The 20,329-nt window shown below is 45.6% G+C and carries 20 protein-coding genes; 15 read left to right on the plus strand and 5 right to left on the minus strand.

Annotated elements, in window-relative coordinates; translation table 11 throughout:
• Positions 1-130 precede the first annotated feature (130 nt).
• From DWX43_RS17695 to DWX43_RS17745, 11 genes are all read left to right on the plus strand, one after another.
• Positions 131-2,377 (plus strand): extracellular solute-binding protein, encoded by a 2,247-nt coding sequence (locus DWX43_RS17695; RefSeq protein WP_118621278.1) that lies wholly within the window; start codon positions 131-133, stop codon positions 2,375-2,377.
• Positions 2,286-3,254, plus strand: coding sequence for a sugar ABC transporter permease (locus DWX43_RS17700; protein ID WP_243099378.1), 969 nt, complete (start codon positions 2,286-2,288; stop codon positions 3,252-3,254). The genes DWX43_RS17695 and DWX43_RS17700 overlap by 92 nt, the downstream gene beginning before the upstream one ends.
• Positions 3,238-4,083 (plus strand): carbohydrate ABC transporter permease, encoded by an 846-nt coding sequence (locus DWX43_RS17705; protein WP_109729690.1) that lies wholly within the window; start codon positions 3,238-3,240, stop codon positions 4,081-4,083. Before DWX43_RS17700 ends, DWX43_RS17705 begins: the two co-directional genes overlap by 17 nt.
• An 18-nt stretch (positions 4,084-4,101) precedes the next feature.
• Complete coding sequence (locus DWX43_RS17710) at positions 4,102-5,634, plus strand: hypothetical protein (protein ID WP_118621279.1); 1,533 nt, start codon at positions 4,102-4,104, stop codon at positions 5,632-5,634.
• Positions 5,624-6,667, plus strand: coding sequence for an ABC transporter permease (locus DWX43_RS17715; protein ID WP_118621280.1), 1,044 nt, complete (start codon positions 5,624-5,626; stop codon positions 6,665-6,667). Before DWX43_RS17710 ends, DWX43_RS17715 begins: the two co-directional genes overlap by 11 nt.
• 66 nt (positions 6,668-6,733) lie before the next feature.
• Entirely contained in the window at positions 6,734-8,092 is a 1,359-nt protein-coding gene (locus DWX43_RS17720) for an MATE family efflux transporter (RefSeq protein WP_118621281.1), read from the plus strand.
• 287 nt (positions 8,093-8,379) lie between these two features.
• Complete coding sequence (locus DWX43_RS17725; protein WP_118621282.1) at positions 8,380-9,381, plus strand: hypothetical protein; 1,002 nt, start codon at positions 8,380-8,382, stop codon at positions 9,379-9,381.
• Between the two features lie 102 nt (positions 9,382-9,483).
• A complete protein-coding gene (locus DWX43_RS17730; RefSeq protein ID WP_118621283.1) occupies positions 9,484-9,831 on the plus strand; it encodes a DUF134 domain-containing protein in 348 nt (115 codons plus the stop codon).
• Positions 9,832-9,951: 120 nt separating this feature from the next.
• The gene (locus DWX43_RS17735; RefSeq protein ID WP_118621284.1) at positions 9,952-10,356 is read left to right on the plus strand and encodes a NifB/NifX family molybdenum-iron cluster-binding protein; all 405 of its coding nucleotides are present in this window, start codon (positions 9,952-9,954) and stop codon (positions 10,354-10,356) included.
• 159 nt (positions 10,357-10,515) lie between these two features.
• Entirely contained in the window at positions 10,516-11,460 is a 945-nt protein-coding gene (locus DWX43_RS17740; protein ID WP_118621285.1) for an AEC family transporter, read from the plus strand.
• A gap of 47 nt (positions 11,461-11,507) precedes the next feature.
• Entirely contained in the window at positions 11,508-12,125 is a 618-nt protein-coding gene (locus DWX43_RS17745) for a flavodoxin family protein (RefSeq protein ID WP_118621286.1), read from the plus strand.
• A gap of 89 nt (positions 12,126-12,214) precedes the next feature.
• Here DWX43_RS17745 and DWX43_RS17750 read toward each other — a convergent pair whose 3' ends face one another.
• Positions 12,215-13,267 carry an ABC transporter substrate-binding protein gene (locus DWX43_RS17750; protein ID WP_118621287.1) on the minus strand — a complete coding sequence of 351 codons (1,053 nt, stop codon included), beginning with the start codon at positions 13,265-13,267 and terminating at the stop codon, positions 12,215-12,217.
• Between the two features lie 177 nt (positions 13,268-13,444).
• Here DWX43_RS17750 and DWX43_RS17755 point away from each other — a divergent pair, with 177 nt between their 5' ends.
• Positions 13,445-14,470: a hypothetical protein gene (locus tag DWX43_RS17755; RefSeq protein ID WP_118621288.1), complete on the plus strand. Its 1,026-nt coding sequence runs from the start codon at positions 13,445-13,447 to the stop codon at positions 14,468-14,470.
• Between the two features lie 158 nt (positions 14,471-14,628).
• Here DWX43_RS17755 and DWX43_RS17760 read toward each other — a convergent pair whose 3' ends face one another.
• Positions 14,629-15,918 carry a DUF4013 domain-containing protein gene (locus tag DWX43_RS17760; protein ID WP_118621289.1) on the minus strand — a complete coding sequence of 430 codons (1,290 nt, stop codon included), beginning with the start codon at positions 15,916-15,918 and terminating at the stop codon, positions 14,629-14,631.
• Between the two features lie 197 nt (positions 15,919-16,115).
• Positions 16,116-16,340, minus strand: coding sequence for a hypothetical protein (locus tag DWX43_RS17765; protein WP_109729670.1), 225 nt, complete (start codon positions 16,338-16,340; stop codon positions 16,116-16,118).
• Between the two features lie 99 nt (positions 16,341-16,439).
• On the opposite strand from DWX43_RS17765, the gene DWX43_RS17770 reads away from it, so the two are divergent.
• Both DWX43_RS17770 and DWX43_RS17775 read left to right on the plus strand, forming a co-directional pair.
• Positions 16,440-17,171: a phosphatase gene (locus DWX43_RS17770; RefSeq protein WP_118621290.1), complete on the plus strand. Its 732-nt coding sequence runs from the start codon at positions 16,440-16,442 to the stop codon at positions 17,169-17,171.
• Between the two features lie 83 nt (positions 17,172-17,254).
• Positions 17,255-17,560, plus strand: coding sequence for a YerC/YecD family TrpR-related protein (locus DWX43_RS17775; RefSeq protein WP_109729668.1), 306 nt, complete (start codon positions 17,255-17,257; stop codon positions 17,558-17,560).
• A gap of 48 nt (positions 17,561-17,608) precedes the next feature.
• Here the strand turns inward: DWX43_RS17775 and DWX43_RS17780 are convergent, their stop codons facing one another.
• The gene (locus tag DWX43_RS17780) at positions 17,609-18,220 is read right to left on the minus strand and encodes a DUF1836 domain-containing protein (protein ID WP_118621291.1); all 612 of its coding nucleotides are present in this window, start codon (positions 18,218-18,220) and stop codon (positions 17,609-17,611) included.
• 245 nt (positions 18,221-18,465) lie between these two features.
• Between DWX43_RS17780 and DWX43_RS17785 the strand changes: the two genes are divergently transcribed.
• Positions 18,466-19,386: a class II fructose-bisphosphate aldolase gene (locus DWX43_RS17785; RefSeq protein ID WP_118621292.1), complete on the plus strand. Its 921-nt coding sequence runs from the start codon at positions 18,466-18,468 to the stop codon at positions 19,384-19,386.
• A 53-nt stretch (positions 19,387-19,439) separates the two neighbouring features.
• On the opposite strand, the gene DWX43_RS17790 is transcribed toward DWX43_RS17785, so the two are convergent.
• A complete protein-coding gene (locus tag DWX43_RS17790; protein ID WP_118621293.1) occupies positions 19,440-20,300 on the minus strand; it encodes a PocR ligand-binding domain-containing protein in 861 nt (286 codons plus the stop codon).
• Positions 20,301-20,329 lie beyond the last annotated feature (29 nt).

Here is a 20,329-nt window from a genome sequence, read left to right on the forward strand (position 1 = left end):
GAAGCTGCTGAATATAGTATAGCAAAGATTTCTCTAAAAAATCTGTAAAAACATTAAGAATCCTTAAAAGATTTTTAGAGAAATGTTTGCTAGACTAAAGACGTACTAAAAAGAAACGGAGGACGATTCAATGAAAATAAGAAGATTTGCGGCAGTACTGCTTGCGGTGGCGCTGGCAGCGGCCGGGATAACGGGATGTTCAGGTAAAAAAGATAAAGATGCTAAAGGCGGTCAGGAGGCGATGGGGAGATATGTAGAGGAACCAGTTGAGCTTCCTGTGAAAGAAGGAGAAAATGTGATAGCGCTGACTGCAGGGGAAGAGAGTGATTCCTGGCTTTATACCTATAACACATTGGCAGGAACATACGGGGCATACCACTATGAGGACGGTAAATTTACAGAAGGTGACGCGGCCTGGCTGGATCATGCAGGCAGCACGTTAGGAGAGTTCAGCAATATAGCAAGGGGAGAAGACGGTAAACTATATGCACTGTTTTTTGACAATGAGAATAAATCCCATGTGGTCAGAGATGCAGGGGACGGCACGAGTGAAGAGATTGTGATACCAGAGCTTGCCAGCCAGGGAGATATGGATATGTATCCGATTGTTTCGAACATGGCGGTTGATTCCGACGGAAACCTCTTCCTTGCGTTTCCGGTTACGGGAGAGGTAAGGATGTATGACCAGAAGACAGGGGATCTGATCAGGAGCTTCCAGAGCGGGGAGTATACCGGAGTTCTGTCCATGCTCATGGATGTCAGCGGAAAAGACCTCATCATGGGAAATCAGGACGGGACTGGTTTTATCTACTATGATACAGCAACCGGCGAAGTGAGGGATGAAATCAAATATGCTGACATGACGAGTGACGGCATTGTCAAAATCAATGAGAAGAATGACTGCATTTATGCGGATTCCAAGGGGCTGCACCACCTGACAAAAGGGGGAAGTGTGGCAGAGGACCTGATTAGTGAAAACGCGTCCGCATTCGGTATTCCGCAGGCGGGTGCCATAAACCTTGTGGAGACAGAAAAAGGGACATATCTGGTACTGTTTCATACACAGACTGCAGGCGGAGAGACGACTTACCAGCTTTACCGGTATGTATATGATAAGACTGCAAAAGCTAAGCCTTCCCAGATGCTGACTGTTTACGGGCTGACAGAAAGCAGTGCGGTACGGCAGGCGATTGCGAAGTTCCAGCAGGACAATCCGGATGTGGGAATCGAATACAAGACAGGCAGTGCCGGAGAGGGAACCGGAACAAAGGCGGACAGCATCCGTGCACTGAATACGGAACTGCTGGGGGGCAGCGGCGCTGATGTGATTATGCTGGATGGTCTGCCGGCAGAGTCTTATATTGAAAAAGGTATATTAGCTGATCTGGGCGGCATATTGGATGCTGTGGATAAAGAGGATGGAATCAGCGCGAATATAACAGATCCTTACGAAAAGAACGGCAAAATATATCAGATTCCGACCAGATATGGTGTCCCGGTCCTGATGGGCAGCAGTGAAAAAGCCAGGATACTGAAATCGTCAAATACACTGATAGATTACATGAAAGACCATAAATGGAATGATTTAATGGAGATGGCCGATAAAAATAAGGTCATGGGCCTGTTGTTAAATATTTACTATGATGAGATTGTAGATGAAAAACAAAGCATTGATACAGAATTACTTGCTTCCTTAATCGAGACAGCAGGAAAAACCGTAGAATCGGACGGCGTGGAAGGAACCATATTTTTTGGGGGAGGATCACAAACCCCGGACTCAGGCTGGAATGTCGGGAAGGTGGGAAACCTGGAGGAAACGGATACGATTGCATCATATGAAATCAATGGGATTCAGAGTATGATGATGCCTTATCATTACATGAGAAAAACAGGTACAGAACCAACGGATACGAATGGCATTTATACCCCCCATGACCTTGTAGGAATCAATAAGGCTTCCAAGAATACCGAGCTCGCCAGGGAATTTGTAAAAACGTTGTTGTCCAAGGACGTACAGACTGTAGATGTGGACTGCGGTTTCCCGGTGAATGAAAAGGCAATGGAAGCCTTGATACAGAGTTTGGAGGAAGAACCCGATGAAGCCAACGGCAGTGTAAGTATTTCATCTGCCGCATCTGCTACAGATGGCGAAGAAGATGAAACAGAACCAGTGACGGAGAATATTACACTTCCCCACAGAAGTGAGGTACAGTCTCTGGCCGATATGGGAAAGAAACTGAAAAAACCGGTACAGAAGGATGACATCATAGGAGAGATGATACTGGATGGAGCAAAAACATATTTTGACGGCAGCAGAACGGCCGAAGAGGCAGCGAAAGATATCGCTGAAAAAGCAGATACCTACCTTTCTGAATAGCGCGGTGCCTTCTATGCATATGGCAGGGGGAAAACGAAAGGGGATACGGTACCCCGGCAGGTTTCTTTTCCTCCTGCCAAGCCTGGCGGGAGTGGGGATCTTTATCCTATTTCCGTTCTTAGATGTGTTCAGGCGTTCCTTTATGGACGCAGTGGGCGTGAATTTTACGGGACTGGATAATTATTTGACCGTAATCGGAAAGAGTTCGTTTCAGCTGGCGGTGTCAAATACGGTGCGTTTTATCGTGACCTGTATCCCCCTGCTTTTACTCCTTTCCCTGGCGGTGGCTGTTCTTATCAGCAGTATTACAAGGCTTCGTGAGCTGCTTAAGACGATATTCCTGTTTCCGATGGCGATCCCGGTCGCTTCTATCGTGGTATTGTGGCGGCTTGTATTTGACAACCACGGATTTTTGAACGGTTTTATTGAGCGGTTCCATATCAGTCCCACAGACTGGATGAACGGACCGTCTGCATTTTATGTCCTTGTGTTCAGCTACCTTTGGAAAAACACAGGGTATGACATGATCCTGTGGCTGGCCGGACTAAATGAAATCCCGGATTCTCTCTATGAGGCGGCCAGAATGGACGGCGCGGGGAAAAAAGAGTGTTTCTTTCACATTACCCTGCCTCTTCTAAGACCGACTGTGGCGATGATTGCCGTATTATCACTGGTCAATTCGTTTAAAGTATTCAGGGAGGCCTATCTGATCGCCGGAGATTATCCACACAAGAGTATCTACATGCTGCAACACCTTTTTAATAACTGGTTTGTAAAGCTTGACATACAAAAGATGAGCGCTGCCTCTGTCATGATGGCAGCCGCTGCATCACTGATTATAATAGGAGTGCATCTGACATATGAAAAGAAAAAATAGGTGGATCACGGCGGGGTTAGTCCTGCTGAGCAGCGTTATATGGCTCCCTCTGCTGTACATGGCGGCGCAGTCCTTTATGGGAAAGGGGGAGCTGATTGAAAATACAGGGGCAGTCCTGGCAGGCGCTGACGGAAGGGCACATTTTTCTCTGCTGCCGAAGTATCCCACTCTGGAACCATACGTGGAACTGCTTTTGGATTCCCCCGGATTCTTTGTGATGTTCTGGAATTCATGCAGACAGGTATTTCCAGTCCTTCTCGGCCAGCTTTTAATCGGGACACCGGCCGCATGGGCACTGGGGCGCTATAAATTCAGGGGCAGGAATATCCTGATGCTTCTCTATATGATATTAATGATCATGCCCTTTCAGGTAACAATGGTGTCGGGATACCTTGTATTGAAGCAGTTTCAGCTTCTGGATACACATCTGGCACTTATCCTTCCCGGCATATTCAACACATTCCCGGTATTTATCATGTCAAAAGCATTTTCAGGAATCCCGGATTCACTGATCGAAGCTGCCAGAATAGACGGGGCAGGTGAATTTAAGGTCTTTTGTATGGTCGGGGTCCCGATGGCACTGCCGGGGATTATCTCTGCCATGATTCTGGGATTTCTGGAATACTGGAATGTCATTGAACAGCCGATGACATTTTTGAAAACAAAGAATTTATGGCCGCTGTCTCTGTATTTACCTAATATTACATCCGATAAGATCAATGTTTCTTTTGCGGCATCCATCGTTATGCTGCTTCCGGCTGTTTTTCTGTTTCTGTGGGGGCAGCAGTATCTGGAACAGGGAATTGCGGCTTCCGGGCTGAAAGAATAAAAGCGAGGTTGGACAGTTATGACTCAAAGAACAAGGCGTAAGAACGTAAAAGAGAAGATAAAGACAAAAGCATTCTGGGGAAAACTGCTTGCTATTTTTTTTGCAGTGATGGTACTGTGCACTATTGTGTCACGGGCAGCAGATTCAGTGATCGTCCCCAAGGTCAGGCTTGAAAAACCTTCCTCGGGAAATTTAAAATATAAGATAAAGGGAAAAGGCAGCATAAGAGCGTCGAAGGGGGATCTGGTGACGGTTCCCGCAAATCTGCGGGTTAAGGAGGTTACAAAACCAGGTACAAATATAAAACCAGGAGATCCCCTTGTACTGATCGATACAGAGGAGCTTTCAAGAGAACTGGATCAGCAGAAGGACAAACTGGAACAGCTGCGCCTGCAGTTTGAGAAAGAGCAGATCAGCCAGACGCCGGACGCCCGGACACCCCAGACCTATCTGGCAGAAAAGAATCTGGAAATGGCCCGGAACAATTATCAGGAGGCATCTGCCAGACTGGATGAAGCAGTAAATACAGAGAATCAGGAGGCGGCGGAAAGACAGCGGAAGGCGGATGAGCAAAAACAGACGGCATATGATACATTTTTGATGCAGGGCGGTGAGGAGAATGTGGAGGCAAAAGCGGCATACGACCAGACCATCAGCAGCATTGATCAGGAACTGGAGCGCGCAGCATCAGAAAAGCAGACACAGATTGAGTCTCTGAAGCAGAGTGTGGATGCCATGCAGGATGCACTTGACCAGGCTCAGGCGGCATATGAGATTGCCCAGACAGAGGATGAGAATACAAATGCAAATGAACAGAAGGCAAAGCAGAGCTCAGACCTGACCCTTGAAGGATTGAAGATAGATATCGGACAGCAGGAGAAAGTCATAAAAAGACTGCAGGATATTATGGATGCGAAAGGCGTTATAAAATCGACTGTGAAAGGAACCATTACGCAGAACAGCATGTCGGAGGGCATGGTTACTTCAGGACAGGAATATATACGGATCGGAACAGGCAGTTATGAGTTTTTAGCCCCTGTGGATAAAGAAGATGCCCTAAAGCTGAAAGAAGGAGATACAATACTGGCAGAATTTACCGGCATGAAGGGACAGAAAAAACTGAAGATCCAGAGCATCCGGACAGAGGAGAACCGGTCCGGGGATGAAAGCGGGGCGGCAGGGGGCACTGGTGACGGAACAAAGCAGAATCAGGATGACATACGGTATATTACCGCCAAGATAGAAGGGGACGAATATTCGGATGGTATGGAAGGTGCGTATGTGATTGAGAAAGAGTCCGATATCCGGTATGACTGGATTCTGCCGGTAGAAGCGGTCCGCGAGGATTCAAAAGGGGCATACTGCCTTGCGGTCAGAAAAACAAACACGATTCTGGGCGAGGAATATGTGACGGAGAGAATCAGTCTGGTAAAAAAGGCAAAGGACTTAAACAGGGTAGCCGTGGAAGGAGCATTGACAGACAAAACAAAGGTAATCAAAGAAAGCAGCAAAGAAATAGAAGAAGGAGACAGGGTGCGAATTGACCAGTAAGAGAAAATATATACAGAGAATACTGCTCCTGTTCAGCATTGGCCTTCTGGTGCTTTCTGTTGCAGAATATTCTTATATACATGCAGGAGAAACGATCATACATGTCAGGTTTGAGAAGAATACAGTAAGTGCAGAACAGCTTGACAGTTATTATGAGCAGCTTCGCGGAGAAAAGACAAATTTAGAAAAGAAGGCCGGTGAGATACCGGAAGTGACTCTCTGGAACATAAAAGACCGGATTGAGGCGGCAGCAGGGGAATATTTCAGTGAAGGGGATTTTTCGCTGATAGAGGGGTACGGTGATCTGGAAAAAATTCTGCCCGGACAGCGTATAGACGGCATGTATCCTTCGAAAGGGGACAACCGGGGCTGCGCCATCAGTGATGAAGGCGCCAGGGTTCTGTTCGGGAGCAGTGATGTGGCCGGAAAAACACTGACTGTGAACCAGGAGGATTATGTGATACGTGGTATTATCAAAGAAAAAAGGAAAATGCTGTGGATTCAGAATCCGGATGCATCTGGGTTTTCCAATATCGAAATGGTCTATAAAAGCAGGACCGCTGTATCAGCGGCCGAAAGCTGGCTTATCCAACAGGAGTTTGGTACTCCGGATACAGTTCTGGCAGGAGGGGATTATTCGGCCTTTAATTTCCTCTTCCTGACGCTTCCTGTCTGGGCCATTATTATTTATGGATATATTGTACTGAAAAGGCAGATAAGTATGGTTGAAATAGTCGTACTGAGGAATGTGCTGCTTGCATTTTGGGGGATAGGCCTGGCCGCATTGATATTTGCCGGAATCCGACTCAGCTTTCGGTTTAGTCTGGATTATATCCCGAAAAGATGGTCCGATTTTAGCTTTTATCAGGGAAAGGCCGAACAACTGGTGCAGTCGGCACAGAATATAGCCGGATCAAAGCAGCTTCCAGGGGATGCGGCACTCATAAAACACAGCAGGAACAGTGCCTATCTTGCGTGGGGGAGCCTGCTTTTGATGGGGGCGTACCTGTACAGGCGGCGTGAAAAAGATTAGAATATAATTGCAAAAGGCAGGGACAGGCGCGTATAATGAAAATGTTATACGAAGGGAGAGGGAAAATTGTCAGAGAACAAGAGTTTTTATAAGAATTTCTTTTCCATATATGCAGCGCTTGTTTTACAGAATGTCATTACAATCAGCGTCAATCTGGCGGATAATATGATGCTGGGGGCTTATAGTGAAACATCCCTGGCGGGTGTGGCAGCGGTGAACCAGATACAATTTGTCTTTCAGCAGGTATTAACGGCGCTCGGGGAAGGGCTTGTCATCATAGGCAGCCAGTACTGGGGGAAAAGGCAGACAGAACCGATGAAAAAGATTGCGGCTATCGCTATGCGGATCGGTTTATATGTAGCTGTGATTCTGTTTCTTACCGTCAGTATCTTTCCTTATCAGGCAGTCGGGATCTTCACAACAGATGGCCCGATTATACAGGAAGGCGTAAATTATTTAAAGATTATCCGGTTTACATATCTGTTCTTTGCCGTGACGCAGCTTTTACTTGCGACACTGCGCAGTACGGAGATCGTGAAGATTGCATTTCAGCTTTCTATTATGACCTTTTTTGTAAACTGCGGAATCAATTACCTGCTGATCTATGGGAAATTCCACTTTCCGGAGATGGGGACTGCAGGAGCGGCAGTGGGTACACTGACGGCGCGGATTCTGGAGTGTGGTATCCTAATTATATATATGGTGAAGAAGGAGAAGAATCTCAGAATAAAGCTGAAGGATTACCTGCAGTCTGATAAGGTCCTGAGAAACGATTATGTCAGAATCACAGGGCCGATGGTACTGGTGCAGGGGCTGTGGGGCGTGAATACGGCCTTGCAGACGGCGATTCTGGGACATATGACATCAGCAGCCATCGCGGCAAACAGCGTGGCTTCAACGGTGTTCCTGCTGGTAAAGTCCACCGCTGTGGGAGCCGCCTCCACGGCATCTGTTATCATCGGAAAAACAGTCGGGACAGGTGATATAGACCGTGTAAAGCGGTACGCGGGAAAACTGCAGAGACTGTTCCTTGTAATAGGAGTTTTGTCCGGCATCATTTTATTCTTTATCCGGATTCCGATCCTGAGCCTGTATGACTTATCGGCATCCACAAAAGAGATGGCGAACACCTTCCTGATCATCCTGAGTGTCGTATGTGTAGGCATGTCCTACCAGATGCCGACCAACAACGGAATCATCAGGGGAGGCGGGAATGCGATGTTCGTTGTCAAAATGGACCTCATCAGTATCTGGATGATCGTTATACCGCTGTCGTTTGTCATGGCATTTGTTGTAAAGGCTTCTCCGGCGGTCGTTGTATGCTGCCTGAATGCGGACCAGATCTTTAAATGCGTGCCGGCATTTCTGGAGTCACATTATGGCAACTGGATACGGAAGCTGACAAGAGAAGACGCAGAAGGTTAGGAACAATGCGAAAAATAGAGATTTAAAATAGTTTGACAGAGTGAGGCGGCCCCGGGGCCGCTTCTTTTTTCACTTTTTCAGAAACGTCCTTTGAATTTCGCATAGTTACATTTTAGAAAAAATTTATGGTAATACCAGATTGATTTTTTGAAATTTATCTGGTATGATTACCATACTTCGATATGACAGTTCATGTCATTCAGGTATTCTGTTTATTATTATTTTATTCTGGTAGAAATAACTACTTTTCCCAAACTGATTATGATAAAATGAAAGGAAAGAAACATATGGCAAATATTGTTTTAAAACGGTTCAAGAAGATTGGACGCAAGTTTCGAATTAACAGAGCATATAAAGATCAGCTTTTCCGGTTGATATTTAATAACAGGGAGGATCTGCTGGCATTATATAATGCAGTGAATTCTACCAGCTATACGAATCCTGATGAACTGATTATAACAACGATGAGTGATGCCGTTTATCTTGGCATGAAGAATGACATTTCTTTTCTCATCGCTAATGTTCTGAATCTTTATGAACATCAAAGTACTTTAAATCCGAATATGCCGCTGCGCGGGCTGTTTTATTTCGCTGATGTGCTGCGGGTATACATAGAGACTATGCAGTTCAACATTTACGGCAGTAAACTAGTACCTTTACCGGCTCCTGTTTACCTTATTTTTTATAATGGGGCAGATTCGGCACCAGATGAGATGGATCTGCTGCTGTCGGATGCTTTTTATGATCTGCCGCCCGGACAGAAACCTGCGCTGGAATGCCGTGCAAAAATGTTGAATGTAAATCTTGGGCATAATAAGGATTTAATGAACCGCTGCAGGAAATTGAATGAATATGCCTGCTTCATCGCCCGTGTCCGGGGATACCTGAGCAGGAAATTTGCTTTGGAGGATGCAGTGAACAGGGCGGTGGATGAATGTATAGAAGAGGGGATACTTGCTGATATTCTTAGAAAGAACCGCGGTGAGGTGGTTAATATGATACTTTCAAACTTTAACGACAAACTCCATTATGATTCACTTCGTAAAGAAGGATATGAAGAAGGATACGAATCAGGATACGAGGGAGGATTTGGGAATGGATTTGAGGACGGATTCGAGGATGGATTCGAGGACGGATATAAGAAAGGCAACATGGATTATCTGAAGTCCCAGATTCAAAAGAAGCTTAAAAAAGGCCATTCTGTGGCTCAAATCGCTGAGCTTTTGGAAGAGGATCTTTCTGTTATTGAAAAGCTGGTGGAGGAAATACAGAAAGAAGATACGGAGTAACTATTCATGGGTTCTGAATAGTTACGATGCTGATAAAAGTAGATTTGACAATGGAATAAATGATATATTTTGTTTCCGTTTTTAAGATGAGAGGTGTGGTACATGGGACGTCGGGTTAAGTGCAGACGAATCTGCGAGATGCCGGGAATCGATGAGTTTGCCCCTGCAAAGATAGATTCCGGGGAAGAGATAATAATGACGATTGACGAATACGAGGCTGTCCGTCTGATCGACCATCAGGGATATTCCCAGGAGGAGTGTGCACAGCAGATGAATGTGGCAAGGACTACTGTACAGTCCATTTATGATTCGGCAAGAAAAAAGCTGGCAGAAACACTCGTGGAAGGTAGAAAATTAAAAATCGGGGGCGGTGTGTATGAAATCTGCCCAAAGGCAAAGGAGTGCTGCCGCAGAAGATGCAGCCAAAGAGACTGTAATAAGAATAATTGACATATGCCGGAAAAAGCTGTACAATGAAACCATATCCGCAAGACGTAGTGTCAATCTGAGTCTATATTGCCCACTCAGAAGATGGATTAAAATCAAACAATCATCAAGGAGGCATTCATTATGAGAATTGCAGTAACATATGAGAACGGACAGGTATTTCAACATTTCGGACATTGTGAGAACTTTAAGATTTACGAGGTCGAGGACAGAAAGATCGTATCATCAGATGTAGTGAGTGCGGTTGGCAGTGGACACGGTGCGCTCGCAGGATTTCTCCAGAACCACCATGTACAGGCCCTGATCTGCGGCGGAATCGGGGGCGGAGCCCGCGTGGCACTTGCTGATATCGGCATTGAACTGTACCCGGGAGTGACTGGAGATGCAGACGCCAGTGTAGAAGCACTGCTGGAAGGGACACTTGCATATAACCCAGATACAATGTGCAGCCACCATCATCATGCAGAAGGACATGACTGCGGAAGCCACTCCTGTGGAGAAGACAAACACGGGTGTGCAGGTAATTAGTTTATCTTATAAGAAGCAGCTGGCTGCTTAAGGGGGACATGAAGTCGGAAATGAAATTCTGTTTCATGTCCCCTTGTGTTTCCTCTATTGTAAATTTATGGGATTGCATCTATAATTATATGGGGTAAATTCAAGAACAATTAGAAAGCACAGGCAGTCATGGAGAATTTAATATTTAGTTTAAATGCTACTGTCCCGGTTTTTCTGTTAATGATGCTGGGACTTTTTTTCAAAAAAATCGGATGGATAGAGGAAGATTTTGCGGCAAAAATGAATAAGTTTGTATTTGTCGTCCCGCTTCCGGTCCTCGTATTTAATGATTTGGCATCCGTTGATATCCGCAGTGTATGGGACAGCAGGTTTGTGTTATTTTGTGCGGCAGTCACGGTGCTCAGCATAGCGATTTCTGCGGTTATTTCCCTGATATGGAAAGATAAGGCCATAAAAGGGGAATTCATACAGGCTTCTTATAGGAGCAGTGCAGCGCTGCTTGGAATTGCAATCATACAAAACGTATACGGAACAGCTCATATAGCGCCGCTCATGATTATCGGCAGTGTGCCGATCTATAATATCATGGCGGTCATTGTCCTGTCGCTGTTTGGTCCGGGAGAGAGTAAACTGGATAAGGAGATGTTGGTCAGTACAGGAAAGGGAATCCTGAAGAATCCGATTATCTTAGGAATAGCTGCCGGAATTCTCTGGTCTCTGCTTAGAATCCCGATGCCGCCCGTTATGGAAAAAACCGTAACAAGTGTAGCGGCAATGGCTACCCCGATGGGGCTTATGGCAATGGGGGCCACCTTTGATATTAAGAAAGCATTTTCTAAAGTACGCCCGGCCCTTCTGGCGGCCTTTATGAAACTGATTGGATACTGTGCCCTGTTCCTGCCGCTGGCTGTGAAAATGGGGTTTCGGAAAGAAGAACTCGTAGCCATCCTGGTTATGCTGGGTTCTGCCACGACTGTAAGCTGCTTTGTCATGGCAAAAAATATGAAGCACGAAGGCATTCTGACGTCCAGCGTGGTCATGCTGACTACACTGTTCAGCGCTTTCAGCCTGACAGGCTGGCTCTATATTCTCAAGAACATGGGAATGCTGTAAAGCGGATGGATTAGAACGATATTTTATTGTAGAAGGAGGAAGGATTTATGAAAGTACTATTATTAAACGGAAGTCCACATGCAAAGGGAAGCAATTACATTGCCCTTCAGGAGATGGTGAAGGTTTTTCACCAGAATGAGATTGAGACAGAAGTGATTCAGGTCGGAAATCAGGCTGTCAGGGGATGTATGGCCTGTGGTTACTGCTTCGAACACGGTAAATGTGTGATAGATGATTTGGTGAATGAGATAGCCCCTAAATTCGAGGCCGCAGATGGTCTGGTGGTATCCAGTCCTGTTTATTATGCGTCTGCAAATGCCACATTGATCGCACTGCTTGACAGGCTCTTTTACAGCACATCCTTTGATAAAACGATGAAAACAGGAGCAAGTGTTGTGACTGCGAGAAGGGGCGGATTATCATCGACATTTGACGAATTGAATAAATATTTTAACATCTGCGGGATGCCTGTAGCGTCCAGCCAGTACTGGAACAGCCTTCATGGGAACAATGCCGGTGAGGCAGTACAGGATGAAGAAGGGCTGCAGATTATGCGGACACTGGCAGCGAATATGTCTTTTCTGATGAAGAGCATTGCACTTGGCAAAGAAAAATACGGGCTGCCGGAAAAGGAAGAAAGAATCGGTACTAATTTTATAAGATAGTTAAAATGCATGGGGCAGTGCAGCAGAATTTGGATTTTGTCCGGCCGGAAATAGAAGCTGGTTTTCCGGCCGGACAGGGCATCTGACAATTATTTCGCTACTTTTTCAGCAAATTCAGTTGTCACGAGATCTGCGTAAGGAGCCCTTTGTTCCAATTCTCCTGCACTTTCCAGTATATCCTGGAGCAGATTAAAACTGTCTTCCTCAAATACCAGATTATCTTTCCATGTATCCTGATCATAGTATCTGGTAACAATCGTGGTGATTGTTTTTAAATCTGTTTCCGGAAACTGAGGTTCAATTACTTCGGCAATTTCTTCCGGAGTGTGTGACTGAACGTAGTCCATTCCTTTCTGGAGTGCGTTGGTAAATCCCTGAATGACGTCAGGGTTTTTCTCGATATAGCTCTGTTTTGCACTGTAAGCGGTGTAAGGTACGTAGCCGCTGTCTTCGCCGAGAGAAGCAACGACATTGCCTTTTCCTTCCGATTCCAGAGAAGTTGCACCGGGTTCAAATTCAACTGTATAGTCTGCTTTTCCCTCTGCGAAGGCTGCAGCAGTTGAGCCAAAGTCGATGCTCTGATTGATTTCCAGATCCTTTGCCGGGTCGATTCCGTTCTCCTTCAGGATATACTCGAAGACCATCTCCGGCATGCCGCCTTTTCTTCCGCCGAGAACGGTGCTGCCTTTGAGAGCATCCCATGAGAAGTCCGGCATTTCCTCACGTGCAACAAGGAAATTCCCCGCACGCTGGGTGAGTTGTGCAAAATTGACAACATAGTCGTTGGCACCTTCATTATAAGTATAAATAGAAGCCTCAGAACCCATGAAACCGATGTCAGCCTCACCTGAAAGGACAGCGGTCATGGTCTTATCTGCACCAAATCCGCATACCAAATCGAGATTAATCCCTTCATCTGCAAAATATCCTTCTTCCACGGCCACATACATTGGCGCATAAAAAATGGAGTGTGCAACTTCGTTTAAGGTAACATCCATCATTTCTTTCTGAGTATCATCCTTCTCTGTTCCTGACTTCGTATTTGCAGAAGTCTCTTTTCCGGTATCCTTCGAGCCGCAGGCACTCAGGGCAGCCATGATCATAGCCGCACACAGAAGTACGGCAAGTATACGCTTTTTCATAAATTTCCTCCTGTAACATAATTCAATCACTTATAATATATGAGAAATTCAGGAATCGGTTCCAGAAACAAAGATAATCGGATTCCGAATCGGGAATAATATGTGGTAATTTGCGACCGGTTTTGATATGATGGAAGTAACAATAAACTATAAGATTCCGAATACGAAGGAGTTTATATGAGGAAAGAAGCATCACTTGAACAATGGAAAGAGCTGTATGAACTGGGAATAGAATTGAAGGGGTTAGAACCCTGGAAGGATTTCTGGGATATGGATTTGATCGTTATATGTCCGAAAGGACGCAAGGAACCTTTTTTCTGCAGTGTGATGGGAAAAGGCGGTTCCTGTTATGGGATCAGTGTATACAGCGGCTATGAAGGCCTGAAGGATTTTGAAATGCTTACAGCTACTGAGATAACCGGGATATCTTCTGAGTATGCGATGTTTGAACAGAATAATCTGACCTGCTATTTGGGGGACAGGGATGAAGTGCCGCCCCAGCAGAAGAAGGTGATTAAGGAGCTGGGGCTTTCATTCCGGGGCAGGGGGCAGTGGATGTATTTCCTGTCGTTCAAACGGCGGTATATGCCGTATACTCCGGATGAGGACGAAGTGGAAGAATTGATCCGGGTTTACAGGGGGCTTGCGGCCGCAGTCAGGGAATACCGTGAGAATGACATACCGGTGGATTACGAGTCAGGGGAATGCTTCTGGTATATCTATCATGAGAAGGAACAATGCTGGAAATCAGAGATACACGGTCTTCCTGATGATGCCGGGACAGAATATCCTATTGTAGAACTGGAAGATGAGATCCTGAAAAAGAAACTGCAGAAGAGACCACTGATAGATGGAGAGCTTCAGCTTGACTTTATTTATCTGAACGGCGGGGTGAAGGAGAGCGGATATGACCGTCCCATTAATCCACTTCTGTTTATGGCCGTCGATGGTGACAGTGGTATGGTGATTACCGTGGAAATGATGGGTCCGGAAGATGACGAGATTGATATTTCACTGAACTTCCTGGTGCAGTTCATAGAACAGTATGGAAGGATAAAAACGGTGAAAGCGAGAAACGCATGGATATTCTCGGCACTGGAGGATCTCTGTGAATACTGCGGCATTAACCTTGTGAGTGAGAACATGCCGGAGTTGGAAGAAGCCGTGGAGAATATGAAAGGATATTTTGACAAAAGACCGTAATCTGTTATCTGTCCGATAGTTCGCAGAGCAGCAGGAGCCATATGTTTTCTGCAAACAAGGGATATGGTGACTTCTAAATTTACACAAAAAACATCCGGGGAATGTAGTGACCTATAAGCTGACTTATAGGAATCACCACATTCCCCGGATGTTTGACTTTAATAGTTATCGTGATCTTCTTCAAACGGATCGTCATAATCGTCATAATCGTAGTCATACTCATCATCACTTCTTTTCGAAGCAATTGTGAGCACAAGGAAGATGACAGCGAAGACACCGCCTGCGACTGCACCATACAAAAGGAACTTGTCATCGCCACGTTTTAAGAATGCAAAAACAGCGCCGCCCGCATAAAAAATCAGCGGCAGAAGGAAGGCAAAAATAGTATGCTTCTTCTGCATAATCAAAAGAAGAAGGCCGGATACAAGCATGCAGAGTGCAAGTACAATATAAATCGTACCTGTTGTAGCATTAGATCCATCTGATATGTTATTCAGCCCTGCGATAAGTGCCTTATATGCAAAGAATCCAAATGCCACGATGGAGATAATACCAAAGATAATGCGAACCAGCCTGAATTTCGGCTTTGGTTCTTCCTTCTCGACAGGAGCCTTTTGAACTGGCTGCGGAGCCTGCTTTTTACGGGCAGGGGCAGATCCGGACGCGGCAGGTCTCTTCTTTGGTGCCTCTTCCTCAGGCGAAGCGGGTCTCTTTTTCTTTACAGGCTTTCTGTTCGGATCAGAAGCAAGCATGTCTTCATAGCTGTCGCGGACAGCTTTCTCTCTTTTTACCCGAACCTTTTCAGGTGGGATATTGCTGTAGCGCTGCTGCGTATTTTCACCGGCAGGTTTGCGTGAACCGGTATCAGAAGAAACAGGCCGTTTTCTCTGGACGGGTTTTCCGTCAGGCTCGGTTTTGGAAACTGGGCCGGCAGTTACACCGGAAACAGGTCTCTTTGCCGGAGCCGAGGTTTTCTCCTTAGGTGCTGATTTAACGGGAGGAACCGGTTTAGATGACGGAGCAGCTTTTTTTACCGGAGCGGCATCCGGATTGCTGGATTTTACCGGAGCAGCGGCTTTTTGTGCCGGAGGTACAGGCTTTGAATCAGGTGACACAGGCCTTTTCTTAGGGGCCGCTTTTTTCACCTGTGCATTCTCAGGCGTGTCTTTTTTGACCGGGGCTTTCTTACTTGCCGGCGGAACAGAAACAGGACTGGCCTCACTGGCTTTTGCGGCCGGTTTCACCTGTGCAGGTGTACTTTCTTTAGACTGTGTATGATTAGAAGCGCTTGCATCAGCGGCTTTTTTTGCTCTTTGTTTATCAAGATTCCACTGCTTTTTGCAGTCTCTGCAGATTGCGTATTCGTTAAAGATAGGTTTACCATTCTCGTCAACGCCTACTTGTTTCTTTTGTAATTCTACATCTTTTCCACATTTCGGGCATCTCATTTATGCGTTCCTCTCTTTCTTGGGTAGATTAACGTTACTGTACACAGGCACGCCTGTAAATAGTAACAGATTAACAACGCTTTTATTATAGCATTATGTCAGTGGAAGGACAAGGAAAAATGTAATATTGCGGGGGATTATGTCGAAAGCCACCGTCATATGATGTTGAATGGCGGTGGCTTTTCGGGGAATACTAATTAGGAAATGTGATCCTGGGGAAGACCCTTTCCCGTATTGGCATGTTTGTCTGTTTTTTCCTTAATTACAGGGGGCTGATACTGATATACATCATTATAGGCCTCCAGTTCTGCTTCCGATGTCGGAAGTGCGGGAATCAGGCCCGTGCAGTCTCTGGCTGATGCCGCGTTTGACAGATAATCATAATCGTCAATGATTTTTTCGTTTTCTTTGTTATTTAACATGGGCTTCACCTCAATATTAGTATCTGCCCAAGTGCAAATTGTATTCTGGCAGAAATATGGTATACTTAGAAACGAATGGAAAAGGAAAGAGGGATGATTATGAAATTAGAAGCAGATACACATGCACACACAATCGCAAGCGGCCATGCCTACAATACAATCCGTGAGATGGCGGCAGCAGCAGCGGCAAAAGGACTGAAAGCATTTGCACTGACGGAACACGCTCCGATGATGCCCGGCTCGTGCCAGTCGTTTTATTTTCAAAATCTGGATGTTGTGCCGAGAATGATGAATGGGGTCCGGATGCTGTTTGGATCGGAATTAAATATTATGGACACGAATGGTAAACTGGATCTTCCGGAATCGGTCTGCCGTGATCTGGATATTGTAATCGCCAGCATGCATAAACCGTGCTATGGAATGGAACATTCGGAAAAAGAAAATACGAGAGCTTATATAGAAGTTATGAAAAAACCATATGTCAATATTATTGGCCATCCTGATGACGGACGTTTTCCGGTGGATTATGAGGCACTTGTCCTTGCTGCAAAAGAGACAGGGACGCTTCTGGAAATCAATAATTCTTCTCTTCGTCCGAAAAGTGCAAGACAGTGTACGAGGGAAAATTCGATTACGCTTCTGGAGCTGTGTAAACAGTATGAGGTTCCTGTTACAACAGGAAGCGATGCCCATATGGATGTGGATGCCGGTAATTTCTGTAATGTAGAAGAAGTGCTTAAATACTGTGATTTCCCGGAAGAACTGGTCGTGACGACTGATTTTGAGAGACTGAAACCATACCTCAATCTGTATAAATATGGTGAATCTTAAATCTGTATAAAAAGGTGGACTTTACAAGTTTAGTGTGCTAAAATGTAACGGTAGTCATTTGACTGATAAAGGAGATCGGCAGTATGAGTAAGAAGATAAGAACAGAGGCGGTGGACTATCTGTTTAGCGCCATATTAAGTCTGGAAAACAAAGAAGAGTGCTATACTTTTTTTGAAGATATCTGCACAATCAATGAATTATTATCACTCTCCCAGCGGTTCGAAGTGGCGAAGATGCTAAGGGAACAGAAGACTTATCTGGAAATTGCAGAAAAGACCGGTGCTTCAACGGCAACGATCAGCCGTGTGAACCGTTCACTTAATTATGGAAATGACGGGTACGATATGGTGTTTGAAAGATTAGGACACAGCGAAAAGAGAGATGCGTGATGCATCTCTCTTTTTGTTTACGGAAACCATGAGACAGCTCAATTCCGATTACTTTTTAGGGGCCTTGCCGGACGGATCAGGCAATTCGTCAATGATCTTCTCGATCAGTAATTTCTTCACATAAACGTCGAAACTCAGACTGCATATAAAGGAAAACAGCTTCAGGTAATCCTTGTCTTCAACATCGATATCTTCAAAAGAGTCCTCGGCCCTCTTGTAAGCCGTTTTGAGCTCCTCTTTCAGTGGCTCAATCTGGGCCTTTTCCATTGCACATACTTCTTCATAAAGCTGTGTCATATCCAGTTCACTGGCAGAGTCGAAGTACTTGCTTGTGAGCGGCTTCATCAATGTCTCGATATCCTTGATGGAAAGGATATTCTTAAAGTAATAGATAAAAATCAGGACCAGTACATGTTCCTTTGTATACTTCTTCTTGACCGGCGGCGGAAGCAGATTGTTCTTGGCGTAATTGTTGATCATTGTCTTCGTCAGAATCTTGTCATCCTTGTACCGCTTGGTAGACTTAAGCTGGGCATCCATAAAGGTGGTTACCTGATCCATGTATAAATCTATATTCGGAATATCTCCCGGATGAATATAGTCAATGCGGGAGATGCTTTCTAAAATGCTGTTCAGCATATCGTTCGTATTAATCGTCATATTCTCACCTCAATATATTTATTATATAGTATTAAAAACTAGATGGCAAGTATTTTTTAACTACTAATACACTACTAATACACTGCGGACAAATTCAAAGTATTTTGAACAATTCTCTATATCAACCATGTGCATAAAAGTTATATGATGATAGCAGGGGGATAGTAACGGGATGTACAATGTACGTCCCGGGGCCCCGCCTGATATATGAACAGTAATGGAAAAAGTGACGGGAGGAATTGGAAATGTTAGTGACCCTGAAAGAGATATTGAATTTGTGTGAAGCGAAAGGCTGTGCCGTCGGTTCCTTTAATACGCCGAATCTGGAATCTATTATGGCGGTCATCGGCGCGGCGGAAGAATTAAATGTTCCGGTTATTATCCAGCACGCCCAAGTGCATGAAGAGATCATGCCGCTTGCGACAATCGGGCCGATCATGCTGGAGCTTGCGTCACAGGCGAAGGTGCCGGTGGCAGTCCATATTGATCATGGCGAAACTGTAGAGTACATATACCGCGCATTGAATCTGGGATTTACCTCTGTGATGTATGACGGCTCTACACTTCCATTCGAGGAAAATGCTGCAAATACGCGGCTGGTTGTCTCTCTGGCGAAAAGGACGGGGGCGTCTGTAGAGGCTGAAATCGGCTGTATGGGAAGGCGTGAGACAGGAGCTGGTTCTGCCGGGGCAGGAAATGATCCTGAAAAGATATATACAGATCCGGGAGAGGCAAAGCGGTTCGTAGAATTAACCGGGATCGACGCTCTGGCATGTTCTTTCGGGACAACCCACGGCGTCTATATCAGCAAGCCGAAGCTGGACTTCAGTGTTGTTGAAAAGGTCAGGAAGAACGCGGGAATTCCGGTCGTTATGCACGGCGGCTCGGGAGTAAGCCAGGAAGATTTCCGGACGGCCATCCAGAAAGGCGTCCGTAAAGTGAACTACTATACATACATGGCTATGGCCGGCGGCGAGACGATTGTCAATCAGTTCAGAATGGGATGTATCCCGGTTGAAAAAAACGGGAAAAAATATAAATACTGCTATTCCCTGATGGAAAGTGATAGGGATGTTCCGGTGATGTATCATGACATCGTGCAGTGGGGGACACAGGCTATGAAAGAGAATTGTAAGAAGGCAATGGAAATCTTTGCAATGAAATAGGGGAAGGAAGGGATGCTGTGCACATTTACGTGCAAGGCATCCCTTCCCTTTGTTTATGCAGGTGACAGGAAGTTTCTGCGGTTGATTTGCCTGTACTGCTTCGGAGGCATTCCTGTTGCCTTTTTGAATATGGTAATAAAGTAATTGTAGTCATTGAACCCACATTCTGCCGCGATTTCACTGATCCGCATTTCCGGACGGGAGACAAGCAGGCTCTCGGCCTTCGAAATACGCAGGCTGCGGATGTGGGCGGCTATGCCTGCACCGTAATTCTGGTTTGCGATCTCATAGAGCGTTGTCTTTCCAATCTGAAAATGTTCACAGATACTCTGAACATCGATTTCTTCCGTAAAATGTTTCATAATATATTCGTCGATCATGACAGGGAGTTCTTTCTGTCCGATGATTGCCATCCGCTCCAGACAGAGATAGGAAGCAACGGCCTGCAGGATGTGGGAGGCGGATTCTATGTAGCTTTCTGAGATCAGGGGGCGCTCCCAGCAGGCATCCTTCAGACGCTCCATGTCAACCTTGTAATCTTTGCAAAGCTTTTGTATATTTTCCCAGCCTTCTTCATGCGAAGAATAGGAGAAGACGTGGCCGAACAGCAGGTAGCCGATTACAATGTTGCCCATGTAGAGCGGGGCGATGCTTTCGGTCAGCTCGGAATGGCACTGGTAGGTAAACGGGGAATGCTGTCTGGAGGCTGTCTCGCAGGCAACCGCATCACAGCGGCGGCACTCTTTTTCAGCGGCAGGGTCCGTCCTTAAAAGCCGGCAGAAAGGAGCAATCTCTTCCGGATAAGCGGCCAGTTCCCGGAAGGTATCATCGAATACAGTGATCCGGATCTGGGTGAGCGTATAGAAGTCCTTGAGCAGAGAATTCAGTTTTGTCAGGTTGAAAGTGGAAATCATCGCGGTCCTCCTAAGTACGTGAAACAAGT

This window comes from Clostridium sp. AF19-22AC, assembly GCF_003479085.1.
Taxonomy (GTDB): Bacteria; Bacillota; Clostridia; order Lachnospirales; family Lachnospiraceae; genus Faecalicatena_A; species Faecalicatena_A orotica.

Excerpts from the sequence above, each read along its gene's own strand:
- DWX43_RS17695 (WP_118621278.1), top strand. The coding sequence starts at position 131 with ATGAAAATAAGAAGATTTGCGGCAGTACTGCTTGCGGTGGCGCTGGCA.
- DWX43_RS17700 (WP_243099378.1), top strand. The coding sequence starts at position 2,286 with ATGGAGCAAAAACATATTTTGACGGCAGCAGAACGGCCGAAGAGGCAG.
- DWX43_RS17705 (WP_109729690.1), top strand. The coding sequence starts at position 3,238 with ATGAAAAGAAAAAATAGGTGGATCACGGCGGGGTTAGTCCTGCTGAGC.
- DWX43_RS17710 (WP_118621279.1), top strand. The coding sequence starts at position 4,102 with ATGACTCAAAGAACAAGGCGTAAGAACGTAAAAGAGAAGATAAAGACA.
- DWX43_RS17725 (WP_118621282.1), top strand. The coding sequence starts at position 8,380 with ATGGCAAATATTGTTTTAAAACGGTTCAAGAAGATTGGACGCAAGTTT.
- DWX43_RS17730 (WP_118621283.1), top strand. The coding sequence starts at position 9,484 with ATGGGACGTCGGGTTAAGTGCAGACGAATCTGCGAGATGCCGGGAATC.
- DWX43_RS17735 (WP_118621284.1), top strand. The coding sequence starts at position 9,952 with ATGAGAATTGCAGTAACATATGAGAACGGACAGGTATTTCAACATTTC.
- DWX43_RS17740 (WP_118621285.1), top strand. The coding sequence starts at position 10,516 with ATGGAGAATTTAATATTTAGTTTAAATGCTACTGTCCCGGTTTTTCTG.
- DWX43_RS17745 (WP_118621286.1), top strand. The coding sequence starts at position 11,508 with ATGAAAGTACTATTATTAAACGGAAGTCCACATGCAAAGGGAAGCAAT.
- DWX43_RS17750 (WP_118621287.1), bottom strand. The coding sequence starts at position 13,267 with ATGAAAAAGCGTATACTTGCCGTACTTCTGTGTGCGGCTATGATCATG.
- DWX43_RS17755 (WP_118621288.1), top strand. The coding sequence starts at position 13,445 with ATGAGGAAAGAAGCATCACTTGAACAATGGAAAGAGCTGTATGAACTG.
- DWX43_RS17760 (WP_118621289.1), bottom strand. The coding sequence starts at position 15,918 with ATGAGATGCCCGAAATGTGGAAAAGATGTAGAATTACAAAAGAAACAA.
- DWX43_RS17765 (WP_109729670.1), bottom strand. The coding sequence starts at position 16,340 with ATGTTAAATAACAAAGAAAACGAAAAAATCATTGACGATTATGATTAT.
- DWX43_RS17770 (WP_118621290.1), top strand. The coding sequence starts at position 16,440 with ATGAAATTAGAAGCAGATACACATGCACACACAATCGCAAGCGGCCAT.
- DWX43_RS17775 (WP_109729668.1), top strand. The coding sequence starts at position 17,255 with ATGAGTAAGAAGATAAGAACAGAGGCGGTGGACTATCTGTTTAGCGCC.
- DWX43_RS17780 (WP_118621291.1), bottom strand. The coding sequence starts at position 18,220 with ATGACGATTAATACGAACGATATGCTGAACAGCATTTTAGAAAGCATC.
- DWX43_RS17785 (WP_118621292.1), top strand. The coding sequence starts at position 18,466 with ATGTTAGTGACCCTGAAAGAGATATTGAATTTGTGTGAAGCGAAAGGC.
- DWX43_RS17790 (WP_118621293.1), bottom strand. The coding sequence starts at position 20,300 with ATGATTTCCACTTTCAACCTGACAAAACTGAATTCTCTGCTCAAGGAC.